Raw genomic sequence first — 15,387 nt, forward strand, 5'->3', positions numbered from 1 at the left:
GAATGGGGGGATGGGCACGGGGACCGGAGCGGACGAGGGCCGCCGGGAGTGGGCGCGGCACTGGCAGTACGCGGAACTGCCCGGGCTGGACCTCCTGCGTGCCCACTACGTGCGCCACACCTTCCCGCGCCACGCCCACGACGGGTACGTCATCGCGGCCGTCACCGGCGGCGTCGAGGAGATCGGCCTGCCGGGGGACACCCTGCGCGCCGGGCCCGGCAGCGTGGTCCTGATCAACCCCGAGGTCCCGCACACCGCCCGCGCCGGGGTCCCCGAGGGCTGGGCCTACGCCACCCTCTACCCCTCCCGGGCGCTGATCACCGAGGTCGCCACCGAGATCGGGACCCTGCGCGGGACCCCCGGCTTCACCGCCGACATGGTCGCCGACCCGCAGGCCTCGCGGGCCATCACCGAGGTCCACCGGGCCGCCGAGGCCGGCAACGCGCTGGCCGCCGACACCCTGCTGCGCGGGGTGGTGGCCCGGATGCTGACCCGGCACGCCGGGCCGCTGCCCGCCCGTACGGCGGGCCGCGCGGGCGCCGCCGACGCGGAGCGGGCCCGGGCCGTGCTGGAGGAGCGGATGGGGGAGCCCCCGTCCCTGGAGCAGCTCGCGGCGGAGCTGGGCACGAGCCCCTTCGCCCTGCTGCGGGCCTTCCGGGACCGGTACGGCATGCCCCCGCACACCTGGCTGACCGACGCCCGGGTCCGGCGGGCGCGCCGGCTGCTCGACGCGGGGATCCCGCCGGCGGAGGCGGCCGTCACCGTCGGCTTCACCGACCAGCCGCACCTGAACCGGCACTTCACCCGCATCGTGGGCGTACCCCCGGGGGCGTACCGGCGGGGGCGGGCGGCCGGTTAGGGGCCGGAGCTAGGACGCCAGTGCCGCGCGGGTCTCCTCGATCAGGGTGCGGGCCTCGGTCACCGTTGCCGTCAGGGACTCGGGGGTGGTGCCCTGCGCGCCCAGCAGGGTCCGTACGCGCTTGCCGAAGGCGGGTGGCGCGGACGGCAGGAGCTCGGCGGCGGCCAGGGCGCCCTTCTCGTTGAGGCACCAGCGGCGGTCTGCCGCGTACAGGGCCTGGACGAGGATGCCGAAGGCCTTGGACAGGCACAGGGAGACGTACAGGGCGTCCGCGCGGGCCGCGCCCTTCGCGGCGCCCGCGGCGAGGAACTCCGCCTCCCAGGCACCGGCCAGCAGGGCGTCCCGGAGCGGCTCCGGGTAGGCCGAGACCGAGGTGCGCAGCGCTGTCAGTTGGCCCGACGGGTCCGCGAGGACCTGGCCCAGGGCCACCTCGCCCGGATAGCAGGGGGACCAGAAGCCGAGCGGGTGCCCCGGCTGCACGCCCACCTCGTAGCGGCCCTCGCGGCAGTCCTGCCAGACCCGCTCCACCCGGTCCAGGTCGCGCAGGATCCAGTCCACCGCCACGCCGTCGACGCGCAGCCAGGCTCCGCCGTTGACCCAGGGGCCCCAGCCGCCCGGGCCGGCCACCTCCACGTCCGGTCCGGCCAGCGCGTCCAGCGCGGCGATGTCGAGGGGGCCGCGGTAGTAGACGCCGAGGTCCCAGTCCGATTCGGGGCGGTGCTCGCCGCGGGCCCGGCTGCCGCCGAGCATGACTCCGCGGACGCCGGGCACCTCGGCCAGCCGGTCCGCCATTTCCTTGATCACTTCGTGCATGGTGCAAGAACGTACAAGACCGGGATGGCGTGACCCACGTAATTTCGGGGCGTGGGAGAACAGCGGATGATCATACGAGAAGGACCCGATCGGGAGGTCCCCGGCGGGGCGCCCGCGGGGGCGCCCGCGGTGGACAAGCCGCGTGCCGCCGTGGTCCGGGACGCGCTCGGCGTCGGAGTGGCGGTCGGGCTGTCCGGGTTCGCCTTCGGGGTGACCGCCGCCGGGTCCGGGGTCAGCACCCTGCAGGCGTGCGTGCTGAGCCTGCTGGTGTTCACCGGGGCCTCGCAGTTCGCGCTGGTCGGAGCACTGGCCGCCGGCGGGAATCCGTTCACGGCCGCCGCCGGGGCCTTCTTCCTCGGGACCCGCAACGCCTTCTACGGGCTGCGGCTGTCCCAGCTGCTCGCGCTCCCCAAGGGCGTGCGCCCGTTCGCCGCGCACTGGGTGATCGACGAGACCACCGCCGTGGCCCTGGCCCAGCCCGACCGGAAGTCCGCGCGGCTCGGGTTCACCGTGACCGGGCTGAGCCTCTACGTCCTGTGGAACCTCACCACGCTGCTCGGCGCGCTCGGCGCCGAGGCCATCGGGGACACCAGGGCGTGGGGGCTGGACGCCGCCGGGCCCGCCGTGTTCCTCGCGCTGCTCGCGCCGATGCTGAAGACCGGCACCGAGCGGGCCGTCGCCGGGCTCGCCCTCGTCCTCGGGCTGGGCCTGCTGCCCCTGCTGCCCGCCGGGGTGCCCGTGCTGATCGCGGCCCTGGCCGCGCCGATCGTGCTGTGGATGAAGGGACGCCGCTCGTGAACGTCTGGATCGCCATCGGGCTCACCGTCGTCGGCTGCTACGCCGTGAAGCTCGCCGGGCTGCTCGTCCCCGCCGGAGCCCTGGAGCGGCCCGCGGTGCGCAAGCTCGCCGCGCTCCTGCCGGTCGCGCTGCTCGCCGCGCTCACCGCGCAGCAGACCTTCGCCACCGGGCAGGAACTCGTGCTCGACGCCCGCGCCGCCGGGCTCGCGGCCGCCGCGGTCGCGCTGCTGCTGCGGGCCCCGTTCCTCGTCGTGGTCGCTGCGGCCGTCGCCGTCACCGCGGGGCTGCGGGCCCTGGGAGGCTAGGGCCGGGGAGCCGGCCGTACGCGCGCAGGGTCAGCAGTGCCTCCAGCGTGGCGATCGGGCGCCGCTCCAGCGAGCTGCCCGGCGCCCACGCCCCGCGGTGCTCCGGCCAGCCGCCGTCCGGCTGCTGCAGGTCGGCGAGGAAGCGCAGCGAGCCGTACAGCTCCGCGTCCGTGAACCAGCCGCGGGCGAGGGACTCCGGGCGGCGGGCGAAATCGTACGGGTACAGGTGCTCGTCCGGCGCGTGGCCGGGGACCGGCGGGTTCGCGTCCTGCCGCGCGGGGTCCAGTACGACGAGCCGCTGTTCGCGGACGAAGCGCCCCAGCCGGTCGGAGGCCGCCGTGGCCCGGGCCCGGTCGGGCACCCCGTCCAGGAAGGCCACCGCGCTCTGGACCTCGTACGGGTTCCAGTGGCGCAGGTTCTCCACCCGGTCCCAGCAGTAGTCCGTCGCCCGGAACAGCCACGCGTGCCACACCCGGTTGCGGTGCAGGATCCCCACGACGGGGCCGGTGGCCAGCAGGTCGCCCGGCGGATCGTCGTGCAGCGGGTGGTAGGGGGCCGCCGGGTAGCCGCCGGAGGCGGGAGCGGTCGCCGGAAGCGCCCCGTCCGCGGTGGAGACCCGGGTCAGGTGGGCGCAGAGCCGCTCGATGCGCTGTCCGGCGCAGCGGCCCAGGCCGTCCAGGACGCGCAGGGCGTGGGCGGTGTGCAGCGGGTGGCTCAGCGGACCGCGCAGATCCGGGTCGAGGGCGTGGCCGTATCCGTCGTCGCCGCCGAGGTAGGCGCCGAGGGCGGCATCGACCGGGTCCGCGTCCCCGCCGAGGAAGTGGAACGCGAACCGCCGCTGCTCCAGCACGCGGGCCGTGAGCCAGATGAACTGCTCGGCGCGGGCCAGTGCGCTCGTCGCCGTCGGTGCGCTCGGCGCGGTCGTTGCGGTCGTCGCCGCCGGGGCGCACGCTTCGTCTCCAGGCATGCCAGGAACCGTAGGGGCCCCGGCTGCGCCGAAGTGGCCCGAACGGGGAGGGTGCACTCTCCGGGGCGGGATACTGGAGGCATGCGGTTGACGATTTTCTGGGAGCGGATGGCCGAGCACTTCGGTGCGGGCTACGCGGACTCCTTCGCGCGGGACCACGTCATGACGGAGCTCGGGGGACGTACGGTCCACGAAGCGCTGGACGCGGGCTGGGAGACCAAGGACGTGTGGCGCGCGGTGTGTTCGGCGGTGGACGTGCCCGCCTCGCTGCGCTAGCCGCGGTGCGTCCTGCCGGCCGGTTCGCCCGCGGGCCCGACGCCGGAGCGGCGTCCGGTCCGCCCCGCGGGGGAGCGGCCGCGGCGACCGCTTCGTGCTTCGCGGCGCCGGTGGGACAGACTGGTCGGCGTGGCAGCCAGTGATGAGACGACCGACCGGCACGAAGACCCCCGGAGCGCGCCGCCGGCCGGCCCGCAGGCACCGGCGGACCCGCCGGCCGCAGGCCCCGCAACGGGAGACGCCGGGGGGTCGGGGCCCGGCGCGGGCCCTCCCTCGCCGCCCGGCTCCGCAGGGGATCCGGCAGCGGCTCCGGCGGATGCCCGGATGCCGCGCTGGCTGCCGCGCGCGGTGGTTCTCGTACTGGCCCTGGTGGCCTGTTTCCAGCTCGGCAGCTGGGCGTTCCACCAGCTCATCGGGCTGCTCGTCAACATCCTGATCGCGTTCTTCCTCGCGCTCGCGATAGAACCGGCCGTGGCCCGGATGGCGGCCCGCGGCATGCGCCGCGGGCTCGCCACCTTCCTGGTGTTCCTCGGGGTGTTCGTCGCGGCCGTCGGATTCGTCGTCCTGCTCGGCTCGGTCCTCGCCGCTCAGATCGTCGACCTGGTGGAAGGCTTCCCCGGCTATCTCGACTCGCTGATCGGCTCGATCAACGACACCTTCCACACGGACCTGTCCCGGCTGGACATCCAGGACAGCCTGCTGCACTCCGACTGGCTGCAGAAGTACGTGCAGAACAGCGCGAGCGGCGTGCTCGACGTGTCCGCCACGGTGCTCGGCGGACTGTTCAAGCTGCTGACGATCGGTCTGTTCTCCTTCTACTTCGCCGCCGACGGGCCGCGACTGCGCCGCGCGCTGTGCTCCGTACTGCCGCCGAGGAAGCAGGCGGAGGTGCTGCGGGCGTGGGAGATCGCCGTCACCAAGACGGGCGGGTACCTCTACTCGCGCGGGCTGATGGCGCTGATCTCCGGGATCGCGCACTACATCGTCCTCGCGGTGCTGGGCGTGCCGTACGCGCCCGCGCTCGCGGTGTGGGTGGGGCTGGTGTCGCAGTTCATCCCCACCATCGGCACCTACCTGGCGGGTGCGCTGCCGATGCTGCTCGCCTTCACGGTCAACCCCTGGTACGCGCTGTACGTCCTCGGATTCGTGGTGGTGTACCAGCAGTTCGAGAACTACGTGCTCCAGCCGAAGCTGACGTCGAAGACGGTGGACATCCACCCTGCGGTGGCCTTCGGGTCGGTCATCGCGGGCACTGCCCTGCTGGGCGCGGTCGGGGCGCTCATCGCGATCCCGGCCGTCGCCACGATGCAGGCCTTCCTCGGCGCGTACGTGAAGCGGTACGCGCTGACCGGCGATGCGGACGCCTCTACTTCCCGGCCTCGTCCGCGGAGGCGAGTACGGCTGCCAGGGCGTCGTTGACCCAGTTCTCGACGGCGTCCTTGTCCACGCCGAGGCCGCTGAGCGGACCCGTTCCGTTCTCCAGCTCCAGGAGCGCGAGCAGGACGTGCTCGGTGCCCACGTAGTTGTGGCCGAGGCGCAGGGCCTCGCGGAAGGTGAGCTCCAGGGCCTTCTTCGCGGAGGCGTCGAAGGGGACCAGGGCGGGGAGGTCCGCCGCGGCCGGGGGCAGGCCCGCGGTCGCGGCGGCGCGCACGTCGTCGGCCGCGACCCCCTGGTCGGCGATGGCGCGGGCGGCGAGGCCGTCGGGCTCGGCCAGCAGGCCGAGGACGAGGTGCTCGGTGCGGATCTCGGTGTTGCTCGCGGCGCGGGCCTCGTTCTGCGCGGTCACGACCACGTTGCGGGCGCGGGGCGTGAAGCGGCCGAATCCCTGGCTGGGGTCGAGCCCGGCGTCGCCCTCCTTGTCGGCCTTGGGGACGAAGCGCTTCTGGGCGGCCTGGCGGGTGACGCCCATGCTGCGGCCGATGTCGGTCCAGGAGGCGCCGGAGCGGCGGGCCTGGTCGACGAAGTGGCCGATGAGGTGGTCCGCGACGTCTCCGAGGGCCTCGGCGGCCACGACTGCGCCGCTGAGCTGCTCCAGGGTGTCGGTGTGGACCTTCTTGATGGCCTCGATCAGGTCGTCGAGGCGTACCGGATTGGTCATGCGAACGGGTTCCACCGAAGGGTTCGTCATGGGTGCAACCCTAGGTTGACAGTCGGCTGGGTGTCAACCCTGGGTTGTCACTCTCCGGGCTCCCGCAGCGTGAAGCTCGCGCGCTCCTGCCAGGCCGTCCCGTCGTAGGCCACCAGGTCGACGGTGCGGACGCGGGCGGCGAGGGGGAGTCGGTCGCGCAGGTCAGCCTCGGCGGCGTCCAGGTCCGCCTCCCGGGCGCGCTGGGCCACCGTGAGGTGCGGGGCCGGGTCCGGGTAGCGGCCGCCGTAGGGGCGGATGTCCGGCCAGCGCTCGGTGATGGCGCGGGTCAGCCGGCGCAGCGGGGCGTCCGGCTCCGGGGCGAGGTAGAGCATCCCCGGGAACCGGCCGGTCCGCTCGAAGCGCAGGTCGAAGGCGTGGTGGGGGCTCAGGGCCGCGGCGATCCCGGCGTGGACCGAGGCGTCGATCAGGCTCTCCGGGAGGAACGGGTAGAGCACGCTCACGTGCGCCGGCACCCCGGCCCCGGCCCGGGCCGCGGGGTCGATCCGGTCCCGCCAGTCCCGGACGGCGGGTTCCGCTTCGGGCATCCGCACGATGAGCGCGGTGCGCCCGGCGGGGAACATGCTGGATGTGGTGTCGTCCGCGGTGTCCTTCATGGGAGTGGATCATGCCAGCAGCCGGTGGGGCGGACGGGTCCGGCGTGGCGCGCTTGACAGGGAAATCGAACACGCATTCTCATTGGTTATCCACAGCCAAAACGGACGTGGGACCGCGTTGTCAGTGGCAGGCGTTAGCGTCAATGGCGTGAAGCGATCGACTCAAGCAAATCGGGTGGAACCCATGGCAGGCAACGACCGCGAGAAGGCTCTCGAAGCCGCGCTCGCACAAATTGAACGGCAGTTCGGCAAGGGTGCCGTGATGCGTCTCGGCGACAAGCCGAACGACCCCATCGAGGTCATCCCCACCGGATCGACCGCGCTGGACATCGCGCTCGGTGTCGGCGGGCTGCCGCGCGGCCGTGTGATCGAGGTGTACGGGCCGGAGTCCTCCGGTAAGACGACCCTGACGCTGCATGCCGTGGCCAACGCGCAGAAGGCCGGCGGCACCGTGGCCTTCGTGGATGCCGAGCACGCGCTCGATCCCGAGTACGCCAAGGCCCTCGGCGTCGACACGGACAACCTCATCCTGTCCCAGCCGGACACCGGCGAGCAGGCGCTGGAGATCGTGGACATGCTGGTCCGCTCCGGTGCGCTGGACCTCATCGTCATCGACTCCGTCGCGGCCCTCGTGCCGCGCGCGGAGATCGAGGGCGAGATGGGCGACTCGCACGTGGGTCTCCAGGCCCGTCTGATGAGCCAGGCCCTCCGCAAGATCACCGGTGCGCTCAGCCAGTCCAAGACCACCGCGATCTTCATCAACCAGCTCCGCGAGAAGATCGGTGTGATGTTCGGCTCGCCGGAGACCACCACCGGTGGCCGCGCGCTGAAGTTCTACGCCTCCGTGCGCCTCGACATCCGGCGCATCGAGACCCTCAAGGACGGCACGGACGCGGTCGGCAACCGCACCCGCGTCAAGGTCGTCAAGAACAAGGTCGCGCCGCCCTTCAAGCAGGCCGAGTTCGACATCCTCTACGGCCACGGCATCAGCCGCGAGGGCGGCCTGATCGACATGGGCGTGGAGCACGGCTTCGTCCGCAAGGCCGGTGCCTGGTACACGTACGAGGGCGACCAGCTCGGCCAGGGCAAGGAGAACGCGCGGAAGTTCCTCTGCGACAACCCCGCCCTGTCCGACGAGATCGAGCGCAAGATCAAGGAGAAGCTGGGCGTCGGTATCCGCAAGGACACCGCTGCGGCTGCCGCCACGGCCGAGGCCGGCGCGGACGCGTCCGCCGAGACCGCCGCGGTGCCCGCTCCCGCGTCGAAGGCCAAGACCGCGGTCAAGGCCGCCGTCGCCAAGAGCTGACCCGTGTGGGAGCACGAAAGGGGCGGCACCGACGGCGCGGACGGCGCTGAGGACCGCCGCGAGGGCAGTCGCCGGGGCCGCCGCGAGAGCGGCGGCCGGGGAGGCCGTCGTACGGAGGGCCGTGAGGGCCGGGAGGACCGGGAAGGCCGCGAGGGCCGCCAGGAACTGCCGCCCCAGAGTCCCGAGGAGCAGGCGCGGGCGATCTGTCTGCGCCTGCTCACCGGGATGCCGCGCACCCGGCGGCAGCTCGCGGACGCCTTGGCCAAGCGGGACATCCCCGAGGAGGTGTCGGAGCAGGTCCTCTCCCGGTTCGAGGAGGTGGGCCTGATCGACGACGCCGCCTTCGCCGGGGCCTGGGTCGAGTCCCGGCACCGGGGTCGGGGGTTGGCCCGCCGGGCGCTCGCACAGGAGCTCCGTACCAAGGGGGTGGCCCCCACCCTCGTACAGGAGGCCCTGGAACAGCTGGACTCCGACCAGGAGGAGGAGACCGCCCGGGAGCTCGTGGAGCGCAAGCTCCGCGCCACCCGGGGCCTGGAGCGGGACAAGCGGATCCGGCGCCTCGCCGGAATGCTCGCCCGCAAGGGGTACCCCGAAGGCATGGCCCTGCGGGTGGTCCGTCGCGCGCTGGAGGCGGAGGGCGAGGACGCCGACGATCTGACGGAGTGACACGGGGCCGAGCGGTGGGCCGGGATCGCGTGGGGTGGGGTTAGCCCCCGGCCGAGGACGCCGGGGCGCTCCAATGTCTCAACGCGGCCCCGGCGGCAGAGTTTTCCCCATGATGCTGCGCTACGCACTCCAGACCGTCCGGGACCGCAAAGCCGGTTTCCTCGGTGCCTTCCTCGCCCTGCTGTGCGCGGCGGCCCTCGTCACCGCCTGCGGAACCCTCCTGGAGACGGGACTCCGCGGGACGATCGCCACCGAGCGCTACGCGGGCGCCCCGGTGGTCGTCTCCGCCGACCAGAACGTCCATGCGACGACGGTCAAGGAGAAGAAGGGCAAAACGAAAACCAAGCACAAGGCCAAGCCCGTCGCCGAACGGGCCTGGCTGCCGGCCACCGCCGTGGACACCGTCCGCGCGGTGCCCGGAGTCGAGCGGGCCGTCCCCGAGCTCACCTTCCAGGCCGTACCGCTCACCCGGGGCGGCCCCGGCGGCGAAGGCGCGAAGCCCTCGTACGGGCACGCCTGGAGCTCGGCCGCGCTCACCCCCTTCACGCTGGCCGAGGGCCGCGCCCCCCAGGGTGGGGACGAGGTCGTCGTCGACCGCGGACTCGCGGCCCGCGCAGCCCTGAAGCCCGGCTCCGAGCTCACCGTGCAGTCCACCGGCGCGCCCAAGACCTACACGGTCAGCGGGATCGCGGCCGCGGCCGGCGGGGGCCTCGCGCACCAGAGCGCGCTGTTCTTCGGCGACGCCGAGGCGCAGCGGCTCGCCGCCCGCGACGGCCGGGTCAGCGCCATCGGGGTACTGCCCCGGGACGGAGTGGACGCGGGCGAGCTGGCCGGGCGGATCCGCCAGGCGCTCCACGGCACCACCGCGCAGGTGGCCACCGGAGACGGGCGGGGCCCCGTGGAATTCCTCGACGCGGCCGGCGCCCGGATCAAGCTGGTCTCCATGGGCGGCGCGATGGGCGGTACCTCGCTCCTGGTTGCGGTCCTGGTGGTCGTCGGCACCTTCTCCCTGTCGATCCAGCAGCGCCACCGCGAGCTCGCCCTGCTCCGCGCCATCGCCGCCACCCCCAAGCAGCTGCGGCGCATGATCGGCCGCGAGGCGCTGCTCGTGGGGCTCGCCGCCGGAATCGCCGGAGCCCTCGCCGGGCTGCCGCTGGCCGCCTGGCTGCACGGCCGGTTCGTCGACGCGGGGGTCGTCCCGGTGACCCTGGAGCGCACCGCCGGGATCTTCCCGATGGTCGCCGCCGTCGGCGCGAGCCTGCTCGGGGCATGGGCCGCGGCCCGGATCACCGCACGGCGGGTGGCCCGCGTCCGTCCCGCCGAAGCACTGGCCGAGGCCGCCGTCGAGCGGAACCGGCCCGCGTGGGCACGGCTCACCGCCGGGGCGTTGCTGCTGGCCGCCGGGGTGGTGCTGGTCGCCGTACTCAGTACGCTGCGCACCGAACCGGCCTCGACTCCGGTCACCTTCCTCGCCGTCGTGGTGCTCGCCGGAGCCGTCTCGCTGCTCGGCCCGCTGATCGTCAAGGGCGCGGCCGCACTGCTCGCCGGGCCGCTGCGGCTGGCCGGTCCGGGCGGCCGGCTGGCCACCGCCAACCTGCGCGGCAACGCGACCCGGATGGCCTCCGCGGTCACCCCGCTCACCCTGCTGATCGGGATGGCCTGCACCGTCCTCTTCGTCACTCCGACGCTCGGCGACGCGGCCCGGGCGCAGGCCCGTGAGGGAGTACGGGCCGAGTGGGTGCTCCAGGGACGGGGGCCGGGGGTTCCCGGCGCCGCCGCCGAGCGGATCCGCCGGACCCCCGGGGTCCTCGCGGCCACCGAGATCGTGCACACGTCGATCCGGGTGGGGCTGACGAAGTACGCGGCGCAAGGCGTGACCCCGGCCGGGCTGGACCGGACCTGGGACCCGGGGGTGACGGCCGGGAGCCTGGCGGGGTTCGGGGAGCAGAGCGTCGCGGTGAGCGAACTGGCCGCGGACCAGCTGGGCCTGAAGCCGGGCAGCCCGCTCGCGCTGACGCTGGGGGACGGAACGCCGGTCACCCTGACCGTGTCCGCGGTGTACGCGCGGGGGCTGGGCTTCGGGGACGTGACGCTGCCGCACGGCCTGATGGCCGCGCACGTCGACGATCCGCTGGCTTCGAGCGTGCTGGTGGCGGGTCCGGCGACGCGGGAAGTGCTCGCCTCGGCGGTACGGGAGTACCCGGGCGTGGCCGTGTTGTCCGCGGCCGAAGCGGACGGCGCGCGGGCGGAGCGGCAGGCGGCCGGGTCGGAGATCAACCTGCTGGCCATGGGGCTCGTCCTGGCCTTCACCGCGATCGCGGTGGCCAACACGCTGGCGATGTCCACGGGGGAGCGGCTGCGGGAGTTCGCGATGCTGAGGCTCGCGGGGGCGACGCGGCGGCAGGTGCGGGGGATGCTGCGGGTGGAGGCGCTGGCCGTGCTCCTGATGGGGGTGGTGCTGGGGTCGGGGATCTCGCTGGCGGTCCTCACCGCGTTCAGCGTGGGCATGACCGGGTCGGCGGCCGCGGTGGTGCTGCCGCTGGTGTACGGGGTGGTCGTGGGCGGGGCCGGGCTGGTGGCGCTGTGCGCCACGGGCTTCGCCGGGCGGATGGCGATGCGGCCCCGCCCGGTGGACCTCGCGGCGGCCAAGGGATAGGCCGTCTCGTCAGGACCCTGCCGACCCGCGCCGCCCGGCCCGCGCCGCGCCGCCCGGGGCGGCGCGTTGTCAGTGGCCCCTTCTACCTTGGCGTCATGAAGATCACCGAGGGGACCCTCGCGGAGGCCTGGCGGCGGACGGCCGCGCGGCACGAGCTGCTCGCCACGTTCGGGCTGCCGCCCGTGGCGCTCTCGGCGGACGAACTGGAGTCCTGGGCCGACGTCGAGGGGACCGAGGACGGCGACCTGCGCCTGCTGCTGGACGAGGACGGCACGGTGCGCGGCCATTACGGCCCCTACCTGGAGGCCTTCGCGACCCGTGACCTCGACCAGGTGCTGTACCTGATCGCCGAGGCCGCGATGACCGGACGCGGCGGCGGCCCCGAAGAGGCGGCCGGTGCGCTGGACCGGATCGATCCGGTGTGGGGCAGGCGGTTCCGCGGAGGCGGCCTCGACGACCCGGGGACGGTCGAGGCCTGTGGGCGCGACCCGCTGGAGGGGTTCGCCTGGATAGCCGGGCGCTGGAAGGACCAGGACCCGTACACGACGCTCGCCTTCTTCCGCGCGGAGCCCGGGCGTACCGTCGACCCCGAGCAACTGGCCCTGCTGTACGGGGCCGACCCCGCGCAGGTCGCCGCCGGTACGCGCCTGAAGGACCTGGAGGCCGCCGACAACGGCAGGGCCCACGGGGACCGCGCGTGGGAGAGCTGCTGTTTCGGGCAGTCGGGTGAGTGGACGTTCCTCCTGTACCACGACACGCCGCCGGGGAACTTCGCCGACAGGGAGAAGGTGATGGCGGAGCTCGGGATCACGGAGAGGGTGTGGTTGAGCGCGACCTCCGCGAAGGCCATCTACACCTTCGACCACCTGCGCGACGGCCGTCGCGTCGACGACGGCTGGGGCATGCTGGAGCTGCTCTGGTACGAGCGCGGCCGCGCGCCCTATCTGCGGGGCGGCGAGCTGGACTTCCTCAACCGGGCCGTTCGCCGCGCCGAGCTGGACCACCCCGAACTGACCAACACCTACGAGCTGTACTTCCACGCCCTGGAGGAGTCCCTCGGACTGCGTCTGCCGCGCCGGGACTTCGAGGAGGGGGAGGTGCGTGCCGCGTACTGGGCGGGGGAGTAACCGCACCAGCGCACCGGGCCACCGCCCTGGGCGGCGGTGGCCGCACCACCCGACCGGCCACCGACGGACGGAGTCCGGCGCAGCGCCGCGAAGCCCGGGAAGCCCGGGAAGCGCGCCGGCGCTGAGCGGTGCGTCAATGAGCGACGGGCAGGCCGGCCGCCTTCCAGGCCTGGAAGCCGCCCGTGAGGTCCGTCGCGTTGGGGAGGGCCAGGGCGTGGAGGGATGCTGCCGCGAGGGTGGAGGCGTAGCCCTCGTTGCAGATGACGATGATGCGGACGTCGTGGTCCACCGCCTCCGGGAGGCGGTGGGAGCCTTCGGGGTCGAGGCGCCATTCCAGTTCGTTGCGCTCGACCACCAGCGCGCCCGGGATGAGTCCGTCCCGCTCGCGCAGGGCCTGGTACCTGATGTCGACCAGCAGGGCCCCGGTCAGGGACTCCGCGTGCGCCTGGGCCGCGTCCACCCGGGTGTACGTGGTCCGCAGCCGGTCGACGAGGGCGTCGATGCCGCTCACTGCCAGTCCGCCGGACGCTCGACCTGCTCCAGCGTGAGCACCGGGCCGGTGCGGCTGTAGCGGCGGATCAGGGGCAGCGGCGGGTAGTACGCGTGGACGGAGATCGCGTGCTCGGTCGCGGACTCGTTGAGCACCTCGTGCACGTGGTGCTCGCCGAAGGCCCGCCCGGTGCCCGCGCCCAGCCGGCGCGTGCGGTCCACGTCGGGGGCCAGGGAGAGGGACTGCCAGCCCTCCGAGGGGAGGCGGACCGCGAGTGAGTTCTCCGTGAGCCGGCCGCGCGCGGTGGTGAACGCGCCCCGCGACTCGGCGTGGTCGTGCCAGCCGGTGCCGGTGCCGGGCGGCCAGCCGATCAGCCAGGCCTCGCTGCCGCCCGGGCCGTCGAGCCGGATCCACGTCCGGCCCTCGGGATCGAGGGGGAGGGAGGCGATCAGTTCGGGGTCGGAGGCGATGCGCCGGGTGAAGGCGAGGAGATCCGCCGCCGAGATGGCCGGGGCGGAAGCCGGAGCCGCCGCCGGGGCAGGGGCGTGCGTGGGTGCAGACATGGAGGATGACCGTCCTGGGGGTTCGCGAGAGTGCGCGGCACACCCGCATGGGGGCGCGCGAAGGAAGGGCGAATCAGCAGGAAGGGCGACACACGCAGCCCGCGTAGCGGAGCAGGTCCATATGGACCCTCCGCCACAGGCGTACGTCGTTGCCGGTCATGTCCGCGAGTGAAGCACGACTCGGCCGGAGGGTCAATCGATCACGGGTGCGGTGGTGATGGCGGGCCGGCCGGTGGCTGCCGGAGCCGGTGCGCCGTGCCGGACCGCGTCCGCGGCCTCGTACAGCCCGGCCGGGTGGACCCCGGCGAAGGTGGCCGCGAGATGCCCGTCCGGTCGTACGAGGAGCACGGTGTGCGCCGCCGCCCCGGGGTAGCCGTCCGCCACGAGCAGTTCCGACCGGACCGGCAGCGCGGAGACGGCCGCCGCGAGGCGGGGCATCAGGCCGGCGCCCACCCAGTGCCGCCGGTCCCAGACCCCGGTGCCCGGGGCGACGAGGACCACGAGGAGCCGGCCCCGGCCCAGCTGGTCGCGCAGCGGCACCGTAGAGCCGTCGGGCGCGGTCACCGGGACGTTCTCGACGGGCCCGCCCGGCTCGGTGGCGGTGGGCACGTCGTGGACGGCCACGGGCGGGGCGTACACCGGCTCCGCGCCGAGCGGGCCGCGGCCCAAGTGGCCGTCGGTCAGTAGGAGTTCGGCGGCGCGCGAGGCTCCGGGGAGGTACGTGCGCAGGCCTCCTCCGGTCCGGAGGGCGGGCATGGCCTGGTCGGCGGCGCGCAGCCGGGCGGCCACCGCCCTGCGGCGCTCGGCCTCGTAACTGTCGAGGAGTTCCTCGGAGGCCCCCTGGTGCCAGGCGAGCGAGAGCTTCCAGGCGAGGTTCTCGGCGTCCCGGAGCCCTTCCTCCACGCCCTGGGTGCCGAGCGCGCCGAGCAGGTGCGCCGCGTCCCCGGCGAGGAAGCAGCGGCCGTCGCGCCAACGCCGGGCGAGCCGGTGGTGCAGGGTGTGGACCCCGGTGTCGAGGAGCTCGTACGGGGGTGTCGTGCCCCCGCACCACAGCGCGAGGCTGTCACGGATGAGCGTCACCAGCGCATCGGGGGTGACCAGGTCCCCGCGCGCGGGGAGCAGCCAGTCCAGCCGGTACGCCCCGTCGGCGAGCGGCCGGGCGGTGACCTCGTCGGGCGGGCTGCGGTCCAGCAACGCCTCGCCGGGCCAGGGAAGTTCGGTGCGCAGCGCGGCCACGGCGTGCCGCTCGACGGCGGTGCGGCCGGGGAAGCGGATGCCGAGCAGCTTGCGCACGGTGGAGCGGGCCCCGTCACAGCCGACCAGGTGGCTCCCGCGCCACCACGTGGTCTCGGCGCCCCGGGTGTGGGCGGTGACCCCGCGGCTGTCCTGCTCCAGGGCGTCGAGTTTGCTCTCGGTGACCAGCTGGACCAGGGGATGCGCGGCGGCGGCGTCGCGCAGTCCGCGGGTCAGGGCGTGCTGGGGCAGGTGGATCGGGGCCGGGCCGTCCTCGAAGGTGATCCGCTGGGACTCGCGGCCGCGCCGCATGGTGCGCCAGGCGGTGAAGTACGCACCCTCGTCGCGCAGCGTCGTACAGCCCAGCCGGTGCACCATCGCGGCGGTGTCGGTGTGCAGGGCGACGGTACGGGCGGGGCGGGGTTCGTCCTTGCCGGATCCCTCGTCGAGCACGACGCAGGGCACGCCCTGGTCGGCCAGGGCGAGGGACAGGGACAGCCCGACCGGCCCCGCGCCGACGACGATCACCGGGTCCATGATGTGGCTCCCGGTGTCCGGTATGTGATCACAGAACGTATGCAACCTA

General features: G+C 74.1%; 17 protein-coding genes. 9 read left to right on the plus strand and 8 right to left on the minus strand.

Going from position 1 to position 15,387, the window contains the following annotated elements; genetic code table 11:
• Positions 1-10: 10 nt before the first annotated feature.
• On the plus strand, positions 11-859 hold the full coding sequence (locus ACFVX6_RS21050) for an AraC family transcriptional regulator (RefSeq protein WP_389693548.1): 849 nt from the start codon (positions 11-13) through the stop codon (positions 857-859).
• Between the two features lie 9 nt (positions 860-868).
• Here the strand turns inward: ACFVX6_RS21050 and ACFVX6_RS21055 are convergent, their stop codons facing one another.
• The gene (locus ACFVX6_RS21055) at positions 869-1,672 is read right to left on the minus strand and encodes a nucleotidyltransferase domain-containing protein (RefSeq protein ID WP_389693550.1); all 804 of its coding nucleotides are present in this window, start codon (positions 1,670-1,672) and stop codon (positions 869-871) included.
• 66 nt (positions 1,673-1,738) lie between these two features.
• On the opposite strand from ACFVX6_RS21055, the gene ACFVX6_RS21060 reads away from it, so the two are divergent.
• Together ACFVX6_RS21060 and ACFVX6_RS21065 are read left to right on the plus strand one after the other, a co-directional pair.
• Positions 1,739-2,470 (plus strand): AzlC family ABC transporter permease, encoded by a 732-nt coding sequence (locus tag ACFVX6_RS21060; protein ID WP_389693552.1) that lies wholly within the window; start codon positions 1,739-1,741, stop codon positions 2,468-2,470.
• On the plus strand, positions 2,467-2,775 hold the full coding sequence (locus ACFVX6_RS21065) for an AzlD domain-containing protein (RefSeq protein ID WP_327255239.1): 309 nt from the start codon (positions 2,467-2,469) through the stop codon (positions 2,773-2,775). The genes ACFVX6_RS21060 and ACFVX6_RS21065 overlap by 4 nt, the downstream gene beginning before the upstream one ends.
• Here ACFVX6_RS21065 and ACFVX6_RS21070 read toward each other — a convergent pair.
• Positions 2,744-3,742 carry a hypothetical protein gene (locus tag ACFVX6_RS21070; protein WP_389693554.1) on the minus strand — a complete coding sequence of 333 codons (999 nt, stop codon included), beginning with the start codon at positions 3,740-3,742 and terminating at the stop codon, positions 2,744-2,746. The genes ACFVX6_RS21065 and ACFVX6_RS21070 overlap by 32 nt on opposite strands.
• Positions 3,743-3,823: 81 nt before the next feature.
• Here ACFVX6_RS21070 and ACFVX6_RS21075 point away from each other — a divergent pair, with 81 nt between their 5' ends.
• The gene (locus ACFVX6_RS21075; protein ID WP_254386113.1) at positions 3,824-4,018 is read left to right on the plus strand and encodes a DUF3046 domain-containing protein; all 195 of its coding nucleotides are present in this window, start codon (positions 3,824-3,826) and stop codon (positions 4,016-4,018) included.
• A 324-nt stretch (positions 4,019-4,342) separates the two neighbouring features.
• Positions 4,343-5,437, plus strand: a complete 1,095-nt coding sequence (locus ACFVX6_RS21080; protein WP_389693556.1) for an AI-2E family transporter — start codon at positions 4,343-4,345, stop codon at positions 5,435-5,437.
• Here the strand turns inward: ACFVX6_RS21080 and ACFVX6_RS21085 are convergent.
• Both ACFVX6_RS21085 and ACFVX6_RS21090 read right to left on the minus strand, forming a co-directional pair.
• Positions 5,385-6,146, minus strand: a complete 762-nt coding sequence (locus tag ACFVX6_RS21085) for a Clp protease N-terminal domain-containing protein (protein ID WP_389693558.1) — start codon at positions 6,144-6,146, stop codon at positions 5,385-5,387. The genes ACFVX6_RS21080 and ACFVX6_RS21085 overlap by 53 nt on opposite strands.
• Before the next feature lie 47 nt (positions 6,147-6,193).
• Positions 6,194-6,760 carry a 2'-5' RNA ligase family protein gene (locus ACFVX6_RS21090; RefSeq protein ID WP_389693560.1) on the minus strand — a complete coding sequence of 189 codons (567 nt, stop codon included), beginning with the start codon at positions 6,758-6,760 and terminating at the stop codon, positions 6,194-6,196.
• Positions 6,761-6,944: 184 nt separating this feature from the next.
• Between ACFVX6_RS21090 and recA the strand changes: the two genes are divergently transcribed.
• From recA to ACFVX6_RS21110, 4 genes are all read left to right on the plus strand, one after another.
• The gene (recA, locus tag ACFVX6_RS21095) at positions 6,945-8,066 is read left to right on the plus strand and encodes a recombinase RecA (RefSeq protein WP_389693562.1); all 1,122 of its coding nucleotides are present in this window, start codon (positions 6,945-6,947) and stop codon (positions 8,064-8,066) included.
• Positions 8,067-8,069: 3 nt separating this feature from the next.
• The gene (gene recX, locus ACFVX6_RS21100; protein ID WP_389693564.1) at positions 8,070-8,732 is read left to right on the plus strand and encodes a recombination regulator RecX; all 663 of its coding nucleotides are present in this window, start codon (positions 8,070-8,072) and stop codon (positions 8,730-8,732) included.
• Between the two features lie 109 nt (positions 8,733-8,841).
• Positions 8,842-11,388, plus strand: coding sequence for an FtsX-like permease family protein (locus ACFVX6_RS21105; RefSeq protein WP_389693566.1), 2,547 nt, complete (start codon positions 8,842-8,844; stop codon positions 11,386-11,388).
• Between the two features lie 95 nt (positions 11,389-11,483).
• A complete protein-coding gene (locus ACFVX6_RS21110; protein ID WP_389693568.1) occupies positions 11,484-12,515 on the plus strand; it encodes a hypothetical protein in 1,032 nt (343 codons plus the stop codon).
• A gap of 133 nt (positions 12,516-12,648) precedes the next feature.
• Here ACFVX6_RS21110 and ACFVX6_RS21115 read toward each other — a convergent pair whose 3' ends face one another.
• The 4 genes from ACFVX6_RS21115 to ACFVX6_RS21130 all read right to left on the minus strand — a co-directional run bounded on the left by ACFVX6_RS21115 (position 12,649) and on the right by ACFVX6_RS21130 (position 15,338).
• Positions 12,649-13,032, minus strand: coding sequence for a rhodanese-like domain-containing protein (locus tag ACFVX6_RS21115; RefSeq protein ID WP_389693616.1), 384 nt, complete (start codon positions 13,030-13,032; stop codon positions 12,649-12,651).
• Positions 13,023-13,568, minus strand: coding sequence for a cysteine dioxygenase (locus tag ACFVX6_RS21120; protein WP_389693570.1), 546 nt, complete (start codon positions 13,566-13,568; stop codon positions 13,023-13,025). The genes ACFVX6_RS21115 and ACFVX6_RS21120 overlap by 10 nt, the downstream gene beginning before the upstream one ends.
• 73 nt (positions 13,569-13,641) lie before the next feature.
• Positions 13,642-13,728 carry a putative leader peptide gene (locus tag ACFVX6_RS21125; protein ID WP_311318651.1) on the minus strand — a complete coding sequence of 29 codons (87 nt, stop codon included), beginning with the start codon at positions 13,726-13,728 and terminating at the stop codon, positions 13,642-13,644.
• Positions 13,729-13,760: 32 nt separating this feature from the next.
• Positions 13,761-15,338, minus strand: a complete 1,578-nt coding sequence (locus tag ACFVX6_RS21130) for an FAD-dependent oxidoreductase (RefSeq protein WP_389693572.1) — start codon at positions 15,336-15,338, stop codon at positions 13,761-13,763.
• Positions 15,339-15,387: the final 49 nt, after the last annotated feature.

Origin of the sequence: Streptomyces sp. NPDC058289 (genome assembly GCF_042880975.1) — a bacterium.
In the GTDB taxonomy this organism is placed as follows: Bacteria; Actinomycetota; Actinomycetes; order Streptomycetales; family Streptomycetaceae; genus Streptomyces; species Streptomyces stoeckheimensis.